Source organism: Pseudomonas sp. Irchel s3f19 (assembly GCF_900187555.1).
Taxonomy (GTDB): Bacteria; Pseudomonadota; Gammaproteobacteria; order Pseudomonadales; family Pseudomonadaceae; genus Aquipseudomonas; species Aquipseudomonas capeferrum.
The window spans coordinates 79,612-99,539 of sequence record NZ_FYDW01000012.1 but is presented as its reverse complement, the minus strand read 5'-3'; the positions used below and the strand labels follow the sequence as shown (position 1 = coordinate 99,539).

The window sequence follows — 19,928 nt, the reverse complement described above, 5'->3', positions numbered from 1 at the left end:
ATTGGCCTCGTCGTCGGCAATCCGCCGCCGAGGCCAGCACCACACCCGTTGCTTCTACACCTACCGAGCCGCTGATGACCGACTACATCGCCCCCCTGCGCGACATGCGCTTTATCCTGCGTGACGTTTTCAACGCCCCTGCCCTGTGGGCACGCCTGCCCGCCCTGGCCGAGCGCATCGACGCCGACACCGCCGATGCCATCCTCGAAGAAGCGGCCAAGGTCACCGGCCACCTGATCGCCCCGCTCAGCCGCAACGGTGACGAACAAGGCGTGCACTTCGAGGCCGGCCGGGTGAGCACCCCGGACGGTTTCCGCAAAGCCTGGCGCATCTACCGGGAAGGCGGCTGGGTCGGCTTGGGGGGCAACCCCGAGCATGGCGGCATGGGCATGCCGAAGATGCTTGGCGTGCTGTTTGAAGAGATGCTCTACGCCGCCGACTGCAGCTTCAGCCTGTATTCCGCCTTGAGCGCCGGCAGTTGCCTGGCGATCGATGCCCACGCCAGCGAGACGCTCAAGGCCATCTACCTGCCACCGCTCTACGAAGGCCGCTGGGCCGGCACCATGTGCCTGACCGAGCCCCAGGCCGGCACCGACCTGGGGTTGATCCGCACCCGCGCCGAGCCACAGGCCGATGGCAGTTATCGCATCACGGGCAGCAAGATATTCATCACCGGTGGCGAGCAGGACCTGACCGAGAATATCGTCCACCTGGTGCTGGCCAAGCTGCCGGATGCCCCCACTGGCGCCAAAGGTATCTCGCTGTTCCTGGTGCCCAAGTACCAGGTCAATGCCGATCGCAGCCTGGGTGAGCGCAACGCCGCGCATTGCGGCTCGGTCGAGCACAAAATGGGCATCAAGGCCTCGGCCACCTGCGTGATGAACTTCGATGGCGCCACGGGCTACCTGGTGGGCGAGGCGAACAAGGGCCTGGCGGCCATGTTCACCATGATGAACTACGAGCGGTTGTCCATCGGCATCCAGGGTATCGGCTGCGCCGAAGCGTCGTACCAGAGCGCTGCGCGCTACGCCAGCGAACGCCTGCAGAGCCGCGCCGCCAGCGGCCCGCAGGCACGGGGCAAGGTGGCCGACCCGATCATCCAGCATGGCGATGTGCGGCGTATGCTGCTGACCATGCGCACCCTCACCGAGGGCGGCCGGGCATTCGCGGCCTACGTGGGGCAACAACTGGACCTGGCCCGTTATGCCGAAGACACAGGCGAGCGTGAACATGCCCAACGCCTGGTGGCGCTACTCACGCCGGTGGCCAAGGCCTTTTTCACCGACAATGGCCTGGAAAGCTGCGTGCTCGGCCAGCAGGTATACGGGGGCCATGGCTACATCCGCGAATGGGGCCAGGAACAGCGTGTGCGCGACGTGCGCATCGCGCAGATCTACGAAGGCACCAACGGCATCCAGGCCCTCGACCTGCTCGGGCGCAAGGTACTGGCCGATGGTGGCCAGGCCCTGGCCAGCTTCACCGCCGAAGTGCGCGCGTTCAGCGTTGCCGCGCCGCTGCATCGCGAAGCTCTACAGGCCAGCGTTGCGCGCCTGGAGGCGACCAGTGCGTGGCTGCGGGCCCAGGCCGGTGAAGACGCCAACCTGGTCAGCAGCGTGGCCGTGGAGTACCTGCACCTGTTCGGCCTAACCGCCTATGCCTACATGTGGGCGCGCATGGCAGCCGTGGCGCAGGCCAAGCATGAACAAGACCCCGCTTTCCATGGAGCGAAGCTGGCCTGTGCGGCGTTCTTCTTTCAGCGCATCCTGCCGCGCAGTCTTGGGCTGGAGGCAAGCATCCGGGCGGGCAGCGCCAGCCTTTATGGCATGACAGAAGCGCAGTTCTGATCGGCCCAGGGGGTGCGCAGCGCCCCCTGGCATTGCCCGCGAAGGGTTCTCAAACGCTGAAATTCCATTGCAAATCCGACGAAAAACCGTCACAACTGATAGTCATTCGCCATTACCTCGGTTCTCGGGACCCCTTAGCAAGGGTAGAATGCGCAAAACCCGGAGCCGCAATGAACCACGACCGCCTCAATCCCAGCTCAGACGATGCCATCACCGACGCCGCCGCGCATTGGTGCATGCGCCTGCACGCCGAAGATTGCACTGCGGCCGAGCGTGAGGCGTTCGCCCGCTGGCTGGCGGCCGACCCACGGCACGCCGAGGAATACCACGCGATGCTGGAGATCTGGCAAACCGCCGACCTGCTGCCACGCAACGCCACCGTGGTCGATTTCAACCCGCTTGCACGCCAAGCACCGCGGGTACGCAACTGGCGCCCGCTGGCCTCGGCCGCGGCCATTGCCCTGGCGGTGCTGCCCTTGGCCGGCTGGCTAGGCTGGGAACAAGGCTGGCTGCCGAACCACTACCAGCACTTTGAAGCCAGCAACCGGATGCAGACGGTGGAGCTGAGCGACGGCAGCACGGTGGAACTCAACCTCAACACCGAGCTGACCTACCTCAACTACAAAGACCAACGTCAGGTCACCCTCAAGCGCGGCGAGGCGTTTTTCAAGGTGCAGCACGACAGTGCACACCCGTTCATCGTCCGCGCAGGCCGCGGCCAGACCCGCGTCACCGGCACCCAGTTCAACGTGTGGAAGTACCAGGACCAGGTCAAGGTCACGCTGGTGGAAGGCTCGGTGCTGGTCACCAGTGACGGCAGCGCGGGCGGTTACCGCCTCGGCCCTGGGATGCAGGCCAGCTATCACAAAGGTGATTTCGAGCCACAACTGGAGCAGAGCGACGATTACGGCAATACCCTGGCCTGGCGCAGTGGCAAGCTGGTGCTCGACAACCTGAGCCTGGAGCAGGCGTTGCCGGTCATCAACCGCTACCTCGACGCCCCGCTGCTGCTGGCTGATGCCAGCACCGGCCGGATCCGCATCAGCGGCATCTACAACACCCGTGAAGTCGGGCGCCTGGTCAACAACCTGCCCAAGGTACTGCCGGTGTACCTCACCCGCAGCAAGGACGGCAGCACCGTCCTCAACCGCATTTCGCCGCCGCCCGGCAAGGGCTAACGCCTTACAGCGTCATCGCCGCCAACCAGCCGAAGGCCAACAGCGGCAGGTTGTAATGAAGGAAGGTCGGCACCACGGTGTCCCAGATATGGTGATGCTGGCCATCCACATTCAAACCCGAGGTCGGCCCCAGGGTCGAGTCCGACGCTGGCGAACCAGCATCCCCCAACGCCCCCGCGGTGCCGACAATACACACCGTGGCCAGTGGGTCGAAGCCCAGCTGCACGCACAGTGGCACGAAGATCGCCGCCAGGATGGGCACGGTGGAGAACGACGAGCCGATGCCCATGGTCACCAGCAGGCCCACCAGCAGCATCAGCAAAGCGCCGACGCCCTTGCTGTGGTCGATCCACTGCGCTGACGCCTGGACCAGGCTGTTGACCTCGCCGGTGGCCTTCATCACATCGGCAAAGCCCGAGGCGGCAATCATGATGAAGCCGATCATGGCCATCATCTTCATGCCTTCGGTGAACAGGTCGTCGGTGTCTTTCCAGCACACGATGCCAGACAGCGAGAAGATCAGGAACCCGACCATGGCGCCGATGATCATCGAGTTCAGCCACAGCTGAACAATGAACGCTGCGGCGATCGCCAGGCCCGCGACCATCAGGGTCAACGGGTTGTATTGCACACTCACCTGCTCGACCTGCTCGATACGCGCCAGGTCGTAATCGCGCTTCTTGCGGTAACTGAACAACACCGCCAGCAGCAGGCCGGCGAGCATGCCAGCCGCCGGAATGGCCATGGCATGGGTGACGTTGACGCCACTCACATCGACCCCGGCCCGGGCGACGTTGGCCAGCAGGATTTCGTTGAGGAAGATGTTGCCAAAACCCACCGGCAGGAACATGTAGGGCGTGATCAGGCCAAAGGTGATCACGCAGGCGACCAGCCGGCGGTCGATGCGCAAGCGCGTCAGCACATACAGCAGCGGCGGCACCAGCAGCGGGATGAAGGCGATGTGGATGGGCAGGATGTTCTGCGATGACACCGCCACTACCAGCATCAGGCCGATCAGCAGCCACTTGACCTTGCCACCATTGGCATGCCCCTGGCGATCGATCATGGACAAGGCACGGTCAGCCAGGGCATGCGCCAGCCCGGACTTGGCGATGGCTACCGCAAAGGCACCCAGTAGCGCATACGACAACGCCACCGTGGCCCCCCCGCCCAGGCCGCCGTTGAAGGCCTTGAGCGTCCCCTCGATGCCCAGCCCGCCGACCAGGCCACCGACCAGCGCGCCGATGATCAGGGCGATGACCACGTGCACGCGCGACAGGCTGAGTATCAGCATGATGCCGACTGCGGCGATCACTGCATTCATGGTTTGGCTTTCCTCGTAGCTGCGGACAAAAAAGCGGGCACTCTGAAGCAGTGGGCGGCAGATGTCAAAAGCGCCACGTGTCGGCGCATTACCCAGCCCCTTCGAGTTTAAATTGAACGTTTGAATAAAGAAAAAAGCGCCACGGCCGACACAGTCGTCAGCCAGCACTATTACAAGGGATTCGCCCCATGCCTTTGCGACAACTTTCCATCCAGTGGAAGATCACCCTGCTTGCCGGTCTCTGCCTGGCCGGTATCGTCACCCTGCTCGTCGGCCTCTCGCTGTACCGCATGGACCACAGTTCAGACCTGGTCAAGGCAAGCAGCATGCAGATGCTCACCGAGGCGGCCCAGGGGCGCATCGAGTCGCAAGGTGAAGTGCAGGCCTTGAACATTCGCCGTCAGTTCATGGACGCCTACCAGTACGGCGCCGGCTTCGCCCGCCAGGTACTGTTCCTGCGCGAGCAGGCTGAAAAGCGCTTTCTCGATGCCTACGACCTGCGCGAGGACATGACGCGCCAGGTACGTGCCGCGCTGCAGGCCAACCCTGACCTGCTCGGTTTGTCGCTGGTGTTCGAGCCCAACGCCCTGGACAACAAGGACAACCTGTTCACCGCCAAGCCCGAGCTGGGCAGCAACGAAACCGGGCGTTTCGCGCTGTACTGGTCGCAACCGCGTGCCGGCCAACTGACGGCCATGGCCCTGCCCGAACAGGACATGGCCAACACCGAGATCGGCCCCAGCGGCCAGCCCGCCAACACCTGGTGGGTGTGCCCGCGCAGCACTGGCAAGGTCTGCGTGGTGGAGCCCTACTTCTATGACATCGATGGCCAGCGGGTGCTGATGACCAGCATCGTCTTCCCCCTGGCAGTCAACGGCAAGGTGATCGCCACCCTGTCCATCGACATCAACCTCAACAGCCTGCAGGCCTTGACCCAGAATGCCAGCCGCAGCCTCTACGAAGGCCGCACCACCGTCGGCATCCTCAGCCCGGTGGGCCTGCTGGCCGGCTACAGCGCCGATGCCGGCAAGCTGGCCCAGCGCTTCGACCAGGTCGACACGGCCAAGGGTGCCGAACTGGTGCGCAAGCTGGCCGAAGGCAAGTTGAGCATCCTGCATGACCAGCAGCGCCTCAAGGTGCTTGCTGCCTTCGAGCCGATCCCCGGCGCCCAGCCCTGGGGCGTGCTGCTGGATGTACCGGAAAACGCGCTGACCGGGCCTGCCGAAACGCTGAAGCAGGAACTGGACGCACTGAACACCAGCGGCACCCTGCTGGAGCTGGGCCTGGGCCTGGCCGCTGCGATCGCCGGCCTGCTGCTGGTGTGGTTGATGGCCCGCGGTGTTACCCGGCCGATTCTCGGTGTGGCAGCGATGCTCAAGGACATCGCCAGCGGCGAAGGTGACCTGACCCGTCGCCTGACCTACCAGAAGCACGACGAACTGGGCGAGCTGGCGGGATGGTTCAACCGCTTCCTCGACAAGCTGCAGCCGACCATTGCCGAGGTCAAACAATCGGTACAGGCCGCCCGAGGCACCGCCGACCAGTCCTCGGCCATCGCCAGCGAAACCAGCGCCGGCATGGAGCAGCAGTACCGCCAGGTCGACCAGGTGGCGACTGCCTCGCACGAGATGAGCGCCACCGCCCAGGACGTTGCCCGCAGCGCCGCCCAGGCTGCGCAGGCGGCCCGTGAAGCCGACCAGGCCACCCGTGAAGGCCTGGCCGTGATCGACCGCACCACCCACAGCATCGACGCCCTGGCTGCCGACATGAACAACGCCATGGCCGAAGTCGAAGGCCTGGCACAGAACAGCGAGAAGATCGGTTCGGTGCTGGAAGTGATCCGTTCGATTGCCGAACAGACCAACCTGCTGGCGCTCAACGCCGCGATCGAAGCTGCCCGCGCCGGCGAGGCAGGCCGTGGTTTTGCCGTAGTCGCCGATGAAGTGCGCAACCTGGCCCGACGCACCCAGGAATCGGTGGAAGAAACCCGCCAGGTGATCGAAGCCCTGCAAGCCGGTACCCGCGAAGTGGTCGGCGCCATGGACAACAGCCACCGCCAGGCCCAGGGTGGCGTGGAACAGGTCGGCCAGGCCGTCACCGCGCTGCAGCGCATCGGCCAGGCAGTGACGGTGATCACCGACATGAACCTGCAGATCGCCTCGGCCGCCGAAGAGCAAAGCGCAGTGGCCGAGGAGATCAACAGCAACGTCGCGACCATTCGTGATGTGACCGAGTCGCTGTCAGGGCAGGCCAACGAATCGGCACGGGTCAGCCAGTCGCTCAATAGCCTGGCCAACCAGCAGCAGGCATTGATGGATCAGTTCCGGGTCTAGGCCTGTGGCGCGCACTCGTCGCCGCAGAAACCATCGTCCGGCAGGTGAAACCGACCGGCCTGGAGGATTTGATCGAGCAACACCAAGGCGCCCAGCACATTCGGCCGGGCGCCCATGGGTAGCCTGCTTGCGTCTGGCAACGTGGCGTCCTTATACCCCGATTGCATCACCAGCAGGTGCATCTGGTTGGCGTTCAGGTACAGGTGGTGCTGCTCGATGGCATACGACTGGATCAAGGCCAGGGCACCGGTCACCATCGGCGTGGCACTGGAGGTACCCCCATAGGTGCTGGTGTAGTCGCGATCGTGCCCGTTCTTGTCCTGCAGTGCCCCATACCCTAGCGTTGCGACGCTATCCCCCCAGCCATTGAGCATGCGGTAGCGGTAGTTGTAATTGGAGTACTGATGCGGTTTGCCATCCCAGGAATGGCAGGCGCCCACCAGAATTGCATCGGCCTCACCATGGTCGTCGAAGTAACGCCACTGCTCCAGGTCGACGCCGTAACCTTGAGTGGTACGGGCGTTGTGATCGGACACGCTGGTACCATTGCACGCCGCATTGAGCACCACGACGCCTCGCTCGGTCAGCGACCGGGTGACATCCCACCAGGTCCTGTCATGCAAAGAAGGCAGGAAGGTCCCCAGGACATTCACATTGGCTGTCTGGCGGTTGACGCCAACGATATCGCCAGCCCTTGCATAAGCCAGCAGCTTTTTCAGTGTCTGGGAATACCCACGTGCATCGTAGGCACGGTTGTCATACAGGAACAACTCCGCGGCATGGCAAATACCGGTCATGCCCAACCCATTGTCATGTGCCAGCAACACCCCCACCGAAGCCGTGCCGTGGTCAGGCTCCGAATCGACTGTTGGCGGGATGACTTTGAGCCTGGGGTTACCACGCAAGTCTTCGTGATTGGCATAGAGCCCACCGTCGGAGAAATGCACGCGTACCCCTCTGCCCTGCACTCCCGCCTGCCATGCGTTGCAGATATTCAAGCCTTTGGCGCTGCTGTCTGGCTCGTTCAGGTAGCGCTGCAGCGCTTCAAAGTCGGGTGTGGGCTGCGCTTGCTCATTGGCATTGGTGCCAGCGGCGTAGGCACCGCCAGTCAGCAGCGTCGCGATGACAGCGGCAGCAGCGAAGGCCAGCAGATTGCCCGGTTCGAGTTGCGGGGGGAGCAGCGCGCTGTCTTCGACGTATTCAAGCCCATTCAGGCTTTGGACCAGGGCGCTGAAGGTTGCGTTGGGCATGCCCTGCGGCTGCTCGACCCAGTAGTGGTTGGCGAGTACCTGCAAGTGCTCATCCTCACGCTCGTGAGGTTCCAGAAACGGCTGCAGGTCAATGATTTTCTGAAGGCCGGGCCAATCATGGGCCAATGACGAGCTGGCATCAGCTTGCACATCAGCCATGAAACGCGCATGCCCCCCTTCACTGAACACCAGAATCAGCGCGAGGTAACGCTGCCCTTCAGGCAGAGGCGGGAGCGTTGCGCCCTCCTGCGCGGCCCGCCTTCGCCGGGTGCCGGACGACGACAGCGGCACCGTATCAAGAATGCGCCGGGTCAGTTCACCTTCACTGACCTCGATCAGCAATGGCCCCTCACGCAAGGTAGCGTCTGCATCAGCGTCCAGGTCCTGCTTGATGACTTCGCTGTCGATCAGCGTGACCAGCGGGGTGATCCTGTAGGTACCTGCCAGCACCTCGCAACTGAGGGTGGCAGGGCATCCATGATTGGCGACCGTGCCACTGTGAACCTGTGAAAGCACGTTAACGCCATCCAGCTGAACCACACCTTCGGGGACCTCGCGCTCAAGTAGATACTGGATGGACTTGACCTTGTGCAGGTCGTCCCCTGTACAACGCACATGAAACTTCCCATCGAACGTGAAGTTGCGGTAATACACGAAATCCAGATTGAAACCCATTGCGTACTCCTGTCAGCGCTACGTGCCCAGCGGCCGCGGGCACAGGTGCATAGCCTTGCAACCTGTATCCAACGCGCCTAGACAGAAGCGGTTCCTGCTGGTGCAGCAGGGGCCGCAGTAACTTCGGCTACAAGTACCTTCGACTACACTTTCGCGGCAACTGGAATGACAACCCACGAGGCCCCGATGAAAAAAATTCCAACGTTGCTGGCCAGCCTGCTGCTCGCCGCCGGCCTGGCCAGCACCGACAGCGCCGCCTCAGCGGAGCGCACCACGCCCATTCACTTTGGCGCCATTGGCTGGGAAAGCGGCGCCCTGACCACCGAAATACTGCGGCTGATCGTCGAGCGTGGGTATGGCTACCCCACCGACACCCTGCCCGGCAGCACCGTGAGCATGGAAGTGGCGTTGGCCCGCAACGACCTGCAGGTGATCGCCGAGGAGTGGGCCGGGCGCAGCCCCGCCTGGGTCAAGGCCGAACAGGCCGGGCAAGTGTTCGCTCTGGGCGATACCGTCAAGCACGCCGAGGAAGGCTGGTGGGTGCCGGCTTACGTGATCGAAGGCGACCCTTCGCGCAACCTCAAGGCCCTGGCGCCGGACCTGCGCAGTGTCGATGACCTCAAGCGCTACCCACAGGTGTTCCGCGACCCCGAGTCGCCGGCCAAAGGGCGCTTCCTCAACAGCCCCAGCGGCTGGACCTCCGAAACGGTCAACAGCCAGAAGCTCAAGGCCTACGGGCTCAGCGACAGCTATAGCAACTTTCGCAGTGGCTCCGGCGCGGCGCTGGATGCCGAAATCGGCTCCGCGATCCGGCGCGGTCAACCGGTGTTGTTCTACTACTGGAACCCGACCCCATTGATGGGGCGCTACAAACTGATACGCCTGCAAGAACCGCCCTTCAATGCCCAGGCCTGGTCCACCCTGACAGATGCCAGCAACCCCAACCCGCAAGGCAGCCAGTCACTGCCGGCCAAATTGTCGATTGGCGTGTCCAAGGCGTTCCACGATCGTTACCCGGATTTGGTGGCCGTGTTCGAAAAGGTCGACCTGCCGATCGATCGGCTCAACCGCGCCCTGGCCGAGATGAGCGAAAAACGCACACCACCGAACAAGGCTGCCCTCACCTTCCTGCGTGACAACCCAGACGTCTGGAAAGCCTGGTTGCCGGCAGACGTCGCCGCCAAGGTCGAGGGCAGCCTATGAGTGGCGGCTTTCCCGAAGCGCTGCAATTTTCCTTCGCCGAACGCGTCAACCAGCTGGTCGACTGGCTGGTGCTGAACTACGGCGATCACCTGCGCAGCGTCTCGGACCAGCTGCTGCAACTGTTGGTAAGCCTGGAGAACCTGCTGCGCCTGCTGCCCTGGTGGGCACTCTTGCTGCTGGTCGGGCTGCTCGCCTGGCATGCCAGCCGCAGCGTACTGCGCAGCGTGGCGATGGTTACCCTGCTCGCCTTGATCGGCGTGCTCGGGCTGTGGGACAAGCTGCTGCAGACCTTGGCCCTGGTGCTGGTCAGCACCGGCCTGTGCGTGCTGGTCGGGGTGCCGCTGGGCATCCTGCTGGCGTCACGCCCGCTGGCTCGGCGGTTGTTGATGCCGGTGCTGGATGTGATGCAGACACTCCCCGCCTTCGTCTACCTGATCCCGGTGCTCATGCTGTTTGGCCTGGGCAAGGTACCGGCAGTGTTCGCCACCCTGATCTACGCCTTGCCGCCACTGGTGCGGCTGACCGACCTGGGCTTACGGCAGATCGACCCGTCGTTGCTGCAAGCCGCACACGGTTTGGGCGCCAGCCGCTGGCAGCGGCTGCAGCGCATTGCCCTGCCGTTGGCCCTGCCGAGCATCATGGCCGGCCTCAACCAGTCAGTCATGATGGCGTTGTCGATGGTGGTAGTGGCTTCGATGATCGGCGCGCGCGGCCTGGGTGAGGATGTACTGGCCGGCATTCAGACCCTCAACGTCGGCCAGGGCGTTGAAGCGGGGCTGGCGATCGTGGCCCTGGCCATGGTGATTGACCGCATCAGCCAGGCGTATGGGCAGGTCAAACGCTGATCTCGGCATCTACCGGCTTGCCGGCGGCCGGGCCGGCGCTGACAATGCGCTACCATCCGCTCAGCCTTGGAGCCTTTCAGCGTGTCCCTCAAAGCCCTGCGCACCTTGGTGACCATCGCTCGCCACGGCACCTTTGCCCGAGCGGCCGATCTGCTCAGCCTCACCCCTTCAGCCGTGAGCCTGCACATCAAGAGCCTCGAAGACGAGCTGCAGGTCAGCCTGTTCGATCGCAGCCGGCGCCAGGTGGTGCTGACCGAAGCCGGCCAGCTGGCAGTAGCGCGCGCCGAGGGCATCCTCGGCGCCTATGACGAATTGGCCGACGCCTTGGCCAGTGGCCCGAGCTTGCGCGGCCGCTTGCGCCTAGGGGCGATCCACACCGTGCTGGCCCGGCGCCTGCCCAAGGCGCTGCTGTGGATCAAGACCCATCACCCGCAGCTGCATATCAGCGTCGCTTCAGGCATGTCGGCGGAACTGGCGCGGCGCGTCGAAGACGGCGAACTCGATGCGGCGATCACCACCGAGCCAATCAGCCCCTACCCCCAGTGCCTGGTCTTCACACCCTTGTTCGCTGACCGCTTCTGGGCCATCGCCAGCCCTGAACTGGCGGGCCAGAGCCTGCCAGCGCTGTTGGCCAGCCAACCGTTTTTGCGCTTTGACAAGCGCGCCTGGGCCGGGCGACAGATCGAACAGGAGCTGCGCCGCCAGCACCTGCAAGTGAGCGAACAGATGGAGCTGGACAGCCAAGAAGCCCTGGCACGCATGGCGGTGATGGGCCTGGGGGTGGCGATCATCCCGATGGCCGACGAAGACCTGCAACGCTTACCAGCGGCCACCTGCCTGCCCTTTGGCGAGCCGCAACTGACGCGGCGGGTGGTGCTGCTGGAACATGAAAAAAGTCAGCGGCGCCACTTGAGCGCCGTATTGAAGACGGCACTGGAGGCCTGACCCAAGCAGACCGTGCATTTATTCTCAACGGTCACTGAAGAAAACAACGTTTTTCCAAACCAAAGCGTCCCCGTAGGCTTTAGCGATACCCGACTACGGAAGGCCGACCATGCTCCACCTGCTGCTGACCACGCTGTTACCGATCATCCTGCTGATCGCATTGGGCACCTTTCTGCGTGTTCGCGGTTTTCTTGCCGACACCTTCTGGCCCGGTGCTGAACGCCTGAGCTATTACGTGCTGCTGCCGTCGCTGTTCCTCCACGGCCTGGCCACTGCCAACCTCGACGGGGTGCCGGTGCTGGGCATGGTCGGTGTGCTGATGCTCTCGACCCTGCTCGGCGCCCTGCTGTTGGTGCTCTACCAAGGTGCGGTCAACCATGACGGCGCCGATTTCACCTCGGTATTCCAAGGTGGCGTACGCTTCAACAACTACATCGGCGCTACCCTGGCCGCTGGGATCTATGGCAGTGCCGGCATCGCCCTGGCGGCGGTGGCCAATGCCGCCATCGTGCCCTTGGTCAACCTGCTGTGCGTCCTGGTGTTCGCCCGTTTCAGCGCCCGCCACAGCTCACCGGCCACGGTGTTGCGTGCGATTTTCGCCAACCCGCTGATCGTTGGCTGTACCGGCGGCCTGCTGCTGCGGGTCACCGGGCTTGGCTTGCCCGCAGGGCTTGAGCCTACCGTCAAGGCCCTCGGCCAGGCCGCCCTGCCCCTGGGCCTGCTGTGCGTGGGCGCGGCCCTGGGGGGCGCCCGCGTCGGCCAACAGGTGCGCCCGTTGATGGCAGCCTCGGCATTCAAGTTTCTGGTGATGCCACTGACCACCTGGGGCCTGTGCCGCATCCTTGGCCTGAGTGGCCAGGCGGCAGTGGTGGCCGTGCTGTTCCAGGCGCTGCCTACCGCATCCTCTTCCTATGTGATGGCCAGGCAGATGGGCGGCAACGCCCCGCTGATGGCCACCATCATCGCCCTGCAGACCGTGGCCGCTGCCGCAACCCTTCCTTTGGTGCTAATGCTTACGCTTGGCTAGACTGTGATTCAACCCACAGTTCGGAAGCTCGGCCATGCGCCTTTCGTGGATGCTGATCGGTTTGACTAGCGCCCTGCTTGCAGGCCCAGTGCACGCAGTTGACACGGCCAAGGCCGCCGTCGCCGAAGACAAGGCCGAAGTGCTTGAGGAAAAGGTGGTGGAGGATGCCCCACCACCGAAAAAGGCCGAGACCATCACCCCGGGCGAGGTGAAGGCCGTGGACCCGGCCGGCAAGTCGCCGCTGGACGACAGCATCACCTGTCTGGCCCGTACCATCTACTGGGAAGCCAAGGGTGCCGATGCCAAGGACATGACCGCAGTGGCCAGCGTGGTGCTCAACCGCCTGGGCCACGATGGCTTCCCAGACACCATCTGCGGTGTCGTCAAGCAGGGCGTGGAGACCAAGGCCTGCCAGTTTTCCTGGTGGTGCGACGGGCGCTCCGATCAGGTTGAAGAGGCGCAACGCTACGACATCGCCAAAGAGATCGCGCGCAAGGCGCTGAACCAGCAGCTCAAGGACCCCACCGGCGGGGCGCTGTACTTTCACGACCGCAATGTGCACCCGCAGTGGGCCAAGGCCTACCGCAGGACGGCCGAGACCACGCACTTTCTGTTCTACAAGCCTCATCAGGCGCTCGCCCGTTGAGCGGCGCTGTCAGAAGTCAATCGAGCCAGAGAACTTGACCAGGCGCGGGTCGCCCTGGGTCAGGTAGCCGCCGTTGGCGGAAGCCCAATAGTGCTTGTCGGTGAGGTTTTCCACGTTCATGCGCAGGGTGACCTCCTTTTGCTGCACCTTGAAGCGGTAGCGTGCGCCCACATCGAAGCGGTTCCAGGTCGGCAGGCTGAGGGTGTTGGCCGGGTTGGCGTACTGCCCCCCGGTACGTAGCATACGGGCGTTGAGCGCCACGCCCTGCAAGCCAGGCACGTCCCAATCGACGCTGGCGTTCAACTGGAAGGTCGGCACCCCGACCGCATGGTTGCCGTCATCGGCCCCGCCCTGGGTGTTTTTCAGCTCGGTGTCCATGCGCGTTCCGCCGGCCATCAAGCGCAGCCCCTGCACCGGCTCGCCGAACACACTCAGTTCGACGCCCTTGTTGACCTGCTCGCCATCCTGGACGAATACATCGCCCTGAACAAAACCGTCGGTGGGCCGCTCGATACGGAACAGCGCCAGGTTGGCACCGAAGGTCTGGTAGTCGAGCTTGACCCCGGCCTCGACCTGCTTGGTCTTGGCCGGCGGGAACACCTCCCCGGCATTGATCACCTGGCCCGATGCAGTCGCCCCTTGCGCGAGCCCTTCGATGCGATTGGCGTACAGCGAGATCGACGGGTTTACCTTGTAGACAATGCCGTAGACAGGCGTGGTGACCGACTCATCGTAGAAGGCGTTGCGGCCAAGGTCCGGCCCCTCGCCGTCATAGGCATAGCCTTCGACGCGCAACTGCTGGCGCCGCACGCCGACGGTGACCAGCAAGGTATCGTCGAACAGGCCCAGCGTGTCGGACACGGCAAGGCTGCGGTTGCGCGTCTTGCCGGTGACCCCCGGGGTCGTCCAGCTTGCCACCGGTGAAGGTGGGGGTGGTGGGCTTGGGCAACGGGTCGGTGTTGTAGAGGTTGGTGGCCTGCGAATTGTAGAAGACGAACGCGTTTTCTTGCTGGGTCCAGATGCTGGCAGCGCCGAGGTTCACCTGGTGGCTGACCGGGCCGGTCTGCAAGCGGCCGTTGATGCCGCCCATGAAGGTGGTGTTGTCTTCGTTATGAGGGATTTTCGAACCGCCGATGGTGGCAGCACCGCTAGCGGCGTCAGTGAGAACCGGCGTGCCATAAAAACCGTTCTCGTGGGTGTGCTTGACGCCCCCGGCCAGGTAACCGCTCCAGGTGTCGTTGAAGTCGTAATCGCCGCGGACCATGCCGAAGGTGTCTTCGGTCTCGGTCCAGGCCCAGTCCTGGCCATAATTATGGTCGGCATCCGGCGCCCGGGGGATATCGCTCAGGCCGGCCCCCAGGCGTACCGAGTTGCGCATGTGGTTGACCCGCTGCTTCTGGTAGCCGATGTCGGTAGACAGGCGCAGCTTGTCGCCACGGTAGTCGAGGCCGACGATGAACAGCTTGCTGCGTTGGTCCTGGTCGTCGACTGCGGTTTCACCTTCACGTTGCGACAGGTTCAGGCGCACGCCAAAGCGATTGTCCTCACCAAAGCGCTGGCCGAGGTCCAGGTGCTCACCCAGGCGGCCATCGCTGCTGATGTCCTGGGTGTAGCGGCGGGTCGGCGTATCGCCGGCACGCTTGGGCTGCAGGTTGACGTTACCGCCCAGGCCAGTACCCGTGGGGCTGGCGCCGTTGAGAAAGGCGTTCGGCCCCTTCAGCAGCTCGACCCGCTCCACGGCATCGGTGCTGATCATCTGCCTGGGCAGCACGCCATACAGACCATTGAACGCCACATCATCGCCGTTGAGCGGCAACCCCCGAATGACGAAGACCTGCGACTGGTTGCCGAAACCGAACGACTGGCGCACCGACGGGTCATTGAGCAGTACATCGCCGATGTCCTCGGCTTGCTGGTCTTCGATCAACTGCGAGGTGTAGCTGGTCATGGTGAACGGCACGTCCATCATGTCCTGATTGCCCAGCACGCCCATCTGGCCACCACGGGCAACCTGGCCGCCGGCAAAGGCTTCCGGGGCTTCGCCCTTGCGCTTGGCGGACTCGGCATTGATGGCGGTGGCGTCCAGCTGGATAACGCCGTCAGCCGCCTGTGCGGTAACGGCGACGGAACAGCAGACAGCGAGAAAGGTCGATTGATACTGACGGGATCGTGCCATGCAAGGCGCCTCGATAGGGGATGGGGCCTTCCTGGCACAGTGAAGCTAAGAGCGATTGAGTCTTGTTTCTAGCCGAAATTACGAATGATTACCAAGTGATCGCACTTTTGGGGCGACCAGTGGTCTACTCCCTCTTTTGCCGCCTGCAACGATTGCCGGCGTTTTCATTGCTTTACACGATACCGGGCCAAAAACCCTGGGCTTGTGTAGGATGAGCAGCGCTTACCACGACGCTGCCAGTCATAGGGAGATTCACATGCGCGTCCTGTCATCTGTTGCCGCCTTGTCGCTGGGCCTGGTCATCTCGACCGGGGCCTTCGCCGTGACTGGCGAAGAGGGGCAACTGATCGATTCGATCAATGCCTACCGCAGCAAGGCCCAGCCTTGCGGTGGCGAAGCGTCGCTGGAGCTTCCCCCCCTCAACAGCGACACCCGCCTGGCATTGTCCCCCGAGGGCACCCGCGACTTGCAGCAGGCCATGACCCGCGCTGCCTACCCGATGGTCAACGTGCAGGCGATCAGCCTCTCGGGCCCGCGTGATGCACAAGCAGCCATGCATGCCATCGAAGAAAGTTTCTGCCAAGTGGTGCTCGACCCGCAGTTCGTCGATATCGGCGTCAGCCAGGAAGGCCGCGACTGGCGCATCGTCCTCGCCCGCCCGTTGCTCAGCGGGCGCCTCGGTGACTGGCAAGCCGAGGGGCAGAAGGTGCTGCAGGAAATCAACGCTGCGCGCAAGTTGCCGCGCCAGTGCGGCGGCCAGCCCTTTGCTGGCGCACCGGCGCTGACCTGGAATACCACCTTGGCCGGCGTGGCCGCCGACCACACCCGGGCCATGGCCAACCAGAACTTCTTCGACCACATCGACAAGGACGGCCGTACCCCCGGCGATCGGGCGGAGCTGGCCGGTTACCTGTATCAGCAGGTCGGCGAGAACATCGCTGCCGGCCGCGACAGCGCGCACAAGGTGGTCGACGGCTGGCTGGCCAGCCCTGGGCATTGCGCTACGTTGATGAACCCTGATTTGCGCGAGTTGGGGGCCGCCTATGCGGTGGACCCGAAGAGTGATGCCGGGATCTACTGGACGGCCTTGTTCGGTACCCCGCAATAAGCACCTGAACAGCCTGGGCGGCCTCAGCCAGCAGCCGCCCCGCTGCGCAGTTGCAACGCCGTACAGCCAAACCGCCGCCGCACGCACTTGCCCAGGTGGCTGGCATCGCCCAACCCGACTTCATCGGCAATCTGCGCCAGGCTGTGGCTGGAATTGAGCAACCGCCAGCGCGCCTGCTGCAAGCGCATTTCCAGCCACCAGGCCTTGGCGCTCATGCCCTGGCTGGCCAGGAACTGTCGATCGAGCTGCCGACGGCTGATGCACAGCTCTGCCGCCAGGTGCTCGACCGACAACGGTGAACCCAGGTGATGGCGCATCAACGCCAATGCGCGCTGAACCTGCCGCCCCTGCCCCGCCCCCAGCTCCAGCTCCAGCGAGCGCAAGGCGTGGCGGCTATCGCGCGTTTCGTCTACCAGCATGTCGGCCAGGCCCTTCAGCGCTCGGGCTCGCCCACAGGCGCGTGACAACAGCTCCACGGCCAGGTCGACGGCCGCCGTCCCCCCAGCACAGGTGACGCGCCCGCCTTGAATGCAATAAAGCTGATCGCGCAGGACCTTCAGATGAGGGAACGCGGTACGGAACTCGGCCTCATGCCGCCAGTGGACCACCACGTCGTGCCCCTCCAGCAGGCCGCACGCGGCCAGTAGAAACGCCGCGTTATCGACACCCACCAGCTTGACGCCAGCCTTGGCGGCCCGTTTCAGCAAGCCCTTGTAAGACGGTGCCAGCTCGGCGGTGGCCATGGCGTTGCGGCCGCCAAACAGCACCAGGTAATCGTACTGCTGCAGGTCGAGCTGTTCGGCGATGGCCTCTACCTGCACCACCACGCCACTGCTGGCGGGCACCGGCTCGCGGGTCAGTCCTGCCAGGGTCCAGCTGCAGTAGCGCTGACGGCTGTAGTCTTCGTCATCGGCGCTGAAGCGGAGCTTGTCGAGAAACGCCCCGAACGGCAGCAAGGCGAATTCTGGCAGCGGCACGATCAGCAGGCGGATATCAGGGGGCATCGCAGGGCGTCCGGATTGAACCATATAATGTCCAGATAATACCCTCTAAAAACGTCGTCGTAGCCTAGACTGGCGCCCTGTGAACCTACAAGGCATTACCCATGGCACTCGACACTTGGCTTATCTACCTGCTGGCCAGCATTGGCCTGTCGCTGACCCCAGGCCCTAACAGTTTGCTGGCCTTGACCCACGGTGCACTGTATGGCGCGCGCCGCACCCTGTTCACCATCGTTGGCGGGGTATTCGGCTTCAGCGCCCTGATCGCCCTGGCGATGTTCGGCCTCAGTGCGTTGCTGCAAACCTCTGCATCGGTGCTTGGCATCCTCAAGTGGGTGGGTGGCGCCTACTTGGTCTGGCTGGGTGTGCAGCTGTGGCGCAGCCCGGCGCTGCACCTGGAGGTGACCCAGCGAACCCCGCGCTTGAGCAATGCGAGCCTGTTCCGTCAGGGGCTGCTGTCGGCCATGGCCAACCCCAAGGTGCTGTTGTTCTATGGCGCGTTCCTGCCGCAGTTCCTCGACCCCCAACGGGGGCTGTTGCTGCAGTTCGTGGTGATGGCGGCGACCTTTGCCAGCGTGGAGTTTGTGGTCGAGTACCTGCTGGCACGGCTGGCGTTTCGCATTCGGCCCTGGCTGGCCAAAGGCGGAAAAGGGTTCAATCGCTGCTGCGGGACTTTGTTCGCCGTGATTGGCGTGGCGTTGCCCCTGAGCCGCTGAGTGGCCGTTTGTAGGAGCGGCCTTGCGTCGCGAAAGGGCTGCGCAGCGGCCCCAGATTTCAGCTTCGCCGCATAGATTGTCGGGGCCGCTGCGCAGCCCTTTCGCGACGCAAGGCCGCTCCTACAAACCCCGCCGGGCCTGGATGAGGAACACGATCAACGCCACCCCAGGCAACCCGGCACCCACCAGCGCTACCCCGTGCCAGCCGAACTGGGCAAACAGCGCACTGGCCACCGCCGAGCCCAACGCCCCGCCCAGAAATGTTCATCTGCACCGCGAAGTCCAACAGCACGCCTGTCAGCGCCAGGCCGATCACGCTGAATCCAGGCGAATGTAGGAGCGGCCTTGCGTCGCGAAAGGGGCGCGTAGCGGCCCCAGATTTCAGCTTCGCCGCATAGATTGTCGGGGCCGCTGCGCAGCCCTTTCGCGACGCAAGGCCGCTCCTACAAACCCCGCCGGGCCTGGATGAGGAACACGATCAGCGCCACCCCAGGCAACCCGGCGCCCACCAGCGCTACCCCGTGCCAGCCGAACTGGGCAAACAGCGCACTGGCCACCGCCGAGCCCAACGCCCCGCCCAGAAAGATGCTGGTCATGTACACCGCGTTCAGCCGCCCACGGCTTGCCGGGTCCAGGGCATACACTTCACGCTGGCCTATGACCATGTTCATCTGCACCGCGAAGTCCAACAGCACGCCTGTCAGCGCCAGGCCGATCACGCTGAAGCCAGGCGAAGTCAGCCCGATCAGCAGCGCCACCGGCGCCAGCAGCAAGGCCGCCAGCGAACCGGCACGGGCATGCCCGGCATCGGCCAGGCGCCCGGCCAAGGGCGCGGCCACAGCGCCCACCGCACCGACCAGAGCAAACAGCGCGATCTGGCTCTGCGACAGGCCGTACTGCCCTGCCAACGCCAGTGGCACCGCGGTCCAGTACAGGCTGAAGGCCGCGAACATCAATGCCTGATACAGCGAACGCTGACGCAGCACCGGATAACGGCGCAGCAGCGCGATCAGCGACATCATCAGCGCGGCATAGCTGGCCTTGTGCTCGGGCACTCGCCGCGGCAGGGTCAGGGCCAGCAGCACGATGATCGCCAGCATCACCCCTGCCGCGCCGATGAACACGGTTCGCCAGCCGAAATGGTCGGCCACCAGGCTCGACAACGGCCGCGCCAGCAGAATGCCCAACAGCAGCCCGCCCATGATGTTGCCGACCACACGCCCACGCTGCTGCTCGGGTGCCAGGTGCGCCGCCAGCGGTATCAGCATCTGCACCGCCACCGAACTGAACCCGATCAACAGCGCATAGCCCAGAAACAGCTGGCCCTGGCCACTGCCGCTGGTGCCTGCCAGTAGCAGGCTGATGCAGGCCAGCACCGCAGTGGCGATCATCAGCCAGCGGTTTTCCAGCAGGTCGGCCAGCGGTACCAGCAACAGCAGGCCCAGCGCGTAACCCAGCTGGGTCAGGGAAACGATCAGGCTAGCGTGCTCGTTGGAAAGCCCCAGGTCTGGCGCGATCAGCCCGACGATGGGCTGGGCATAGTAGATATTCGCGACGATGGCGCCGCAACAAAACGCCAGCAGTGTCACCAGGGCCCGGCTCAGGCCGATGGCCGAGGGCTGCTCTGCAGCTAGGGAGGGGTTCATGCGATGTACCT

14 protein-coding genes and 1 pseudogene are annotated in these 19,928 nt (G+C 64.2%); 10 read left to right on the top strand and 5 right to left on the bottom strand.

The annotated features are described in order from the left end of the window. Positions 1-74 precede the first annotated feature (74 nt). Together CKW22_RS22250 and CKW22_RS22245 are read left to right on the top strand one after the other, a co-directional pair. The gene (locus CKW22_RS22250) at positions 75-1,844 is read left to right on the top strand and encodes an acyl-CoA dehydrogenase C-terminal domain-containing protein (protein WP_095065123.1); all 1,770 of its coding nucleotides are present in this window, start codon (positions 75-77) and stop codon (positions 1,842-1,844) included. 170 nt (positions 1,845-2,014) lie between these two features. Next, positions 2,015-3,022 (top strand): FecR family protein, encoded by a 1,008-nt coding sequence (locus tag CKW22_RS22245; RefSeq protein WP_095065121.1) that lies wholly within the window; start codon positions 2,015-2,017, stop codon positions 3,020-3,022. Between the two features lie 4 nt (positions 3,023-3,026). Here the strand turns inward: CKW22_RS22245 and CKW22_RS22240 are convergent, their stop codons facing one another. Next, the gene (locus tag CKW22_RS22240; RefSeq protein WP_095065119.1) at positions 3,027-4,346 is read right to left on the bottom strand and encodes a Na+/H+ antiporter family protein; all 1,320 of its coding nucleotides are present in this window, start codon (positions 4,344-4,346) and stop codon (positions 3,027-3,029) included. A gap of 188 nt (positions 4,347-4,534) precedes the next feature. On the opposite strand from CKW22_RS22240, the gene CKW22_RS22235 reads away from it, so the two are divergent. After that, positions 4,535-6,679 (top strand): methyl-accepting chemotaxis protein, encoded by a 2,145-nt coding sequence (locus CKW22_RS22235; RefSeq protein WP_095065117.1) that lies wholly within the window; start codon positions 4,535-4,537, stop codon positions 6,677-6,679. On the opposite strand, the gene CKW22_RS22230 is transcribed toward CKW22_RS22235, so the two are convergent. Further along, the gene (locus CKW22_RS22230) at positions 6,676-8,604 is read right to left on the bottom strand and encodes a S8 family serine peptidase (RefSeq protein ID WP_095065115.1); all 1,929 of its coding nucleotides are present in this window, start codon (positions 8,602-8,604) and stop codon (positions 6,676-6,678) included. The genes CKW22_RS22235 and CKW22_RS22230 overlap by 4 nt on opposite strands. A 186-nt stretch (positions 8,605-8,790) precedes the next feature. On the opposite strand from CKW22_RS22230, the gene CKW22_RS22225 reads away from it, so the two are divergent. The 5 genes from CKW22_RS22225 to CKW22_RS22205 all read left to right on the top strand — a co-directional run bounded on the left by CKW22_RS22225 (position 8,791) and on the right by CKW22_RS22205 (position 13,270). Then, complete coding sequence (locus CKW22_RS22225) at positions 8,791-9,807, top strand: ABC transporter substrate-binding protein (RefSeq protein ID WP_095065113.1); 1,017 nt, start codon at positions 8,791-8,793, stop codon at positions 9,805-9,807. Continuing rightward, positions 9,804-10,652, top strand: a complete 849-nt coding sequence (locus tag CKW22_RS22220) for a proline/glycine betaine ABC transporter permease (RefSeq protein WP_033697438.1) — start codon at positions 9,804-9,806, stop codon at positions 10,650-10,652. The genes CKW22_RS22225 and CKW22_RS22220 overlap by 4 nt, the downstream gene beginning before the upstream one ends. 81 nt (positions 10,653-10,733) lie before the next feature. Further along, on the top strand, positions 10,734-11,597 hold the full coding sequence (locus tag CKW22_RS22215; protein WP_033697437.1) for a LysR family transcriptional regulator: 864 nt from the start codon (positions 10,734-10,736) through the stop codon (positions 11,595-11,597). Between the two features lie 109 nt (positions 11,598-11,706). Next, on the top strand, positions 11,707-12,624 hold the full coding sequence (locus tag CKW22_RS22210) for an AEC family transporter (RefSeq protein ID WP_033697436.1): 918 nt from the start codon (positions 11,707-11,709) through the stop codon (positions 12,622-12,624). Between the two features lie 34 nt (positions 12,625-12,658). Continuing rightward, positions 12,659-13,270: a cell wall hydrolase gene (locus CKW22_RS22205; protein ID WP_033697434.1), complete on the top strand. Its 612-nt coding sequence runs from the start codon at positions 12,659-12,661 to the stop codon at positions 13,268-13,270. 9 nt (positions 13,271-13,279) lie between these two features. Here CKW22_RS22205 and CKW22_RS22200 read toward each other — a convergent pair. Next, positions 13,280-15,446: pseudogene (locus CKW22_RS22200) on the bottom strand (TonB-dependent receptor). A 256-nt stretch (positions 15,447-15,702) separates the two neighbouring features. Between CKW22_RS22200 and CKW22_RS22195 the strand changes: the two are divergent. Next, a complete protein-coding gene (locus CKW22_RS22195) occupies positions 15,703-16,554 on the top strand; it encodes a CAP domain-containing protein (protein WP_033697431.1) in 852 nt (283 codons plus the stop codon). A gap of 23 nt (positions 16,555-16,577) precedes the next feature. Here the strand turns inward: CKW22_RS22195 and CKW22_RS22190 are convergent, their stop codons facing one another. Beyond that, on the bottom strand, positions 16,578-17,558 hold the full coding sequence (locus tag CKW22_RS22190; RefSeq protein WP_033697430.1) for a GlxA family transcriptional regulator: 981 nt from the start codon (positions 17,556-17,558) through the stop codon (positions 16,578-16,580). A 101-nt stretch (positions 17,559-17,659) separates the two neighbouring features. Between CKW22_RS22190 and CKW22_RS22185 the strand changes: the two genes are divergently transcribed. After that, entirely contained in the window at positions 17,660-18,271 is a 612-nt protein-coding gene (locus CKW22_RS22185; RefSeq protein ID WP_033697429.1) for a LysE family translocator, read from the top strand. 443 nt (positions 18,272-18,714) lie between these two features. On the opposite strand, the gene CKW22_RS22180 is transcribed toward CKW22_RS22185, so the two are convergent. Further along, on the bottom strand, positions 18,715-19,917 hold the full coding sequence (locus tag CKW22_RS22180; protein WP_033697428.1) for an MFS transporter: 1,203 nt from the start codon (positions 19,915-19,917) through the stop codon (positions 18,715-18,717). Positions 19,918-19,928: the final 11 nt, after the last annotated feature.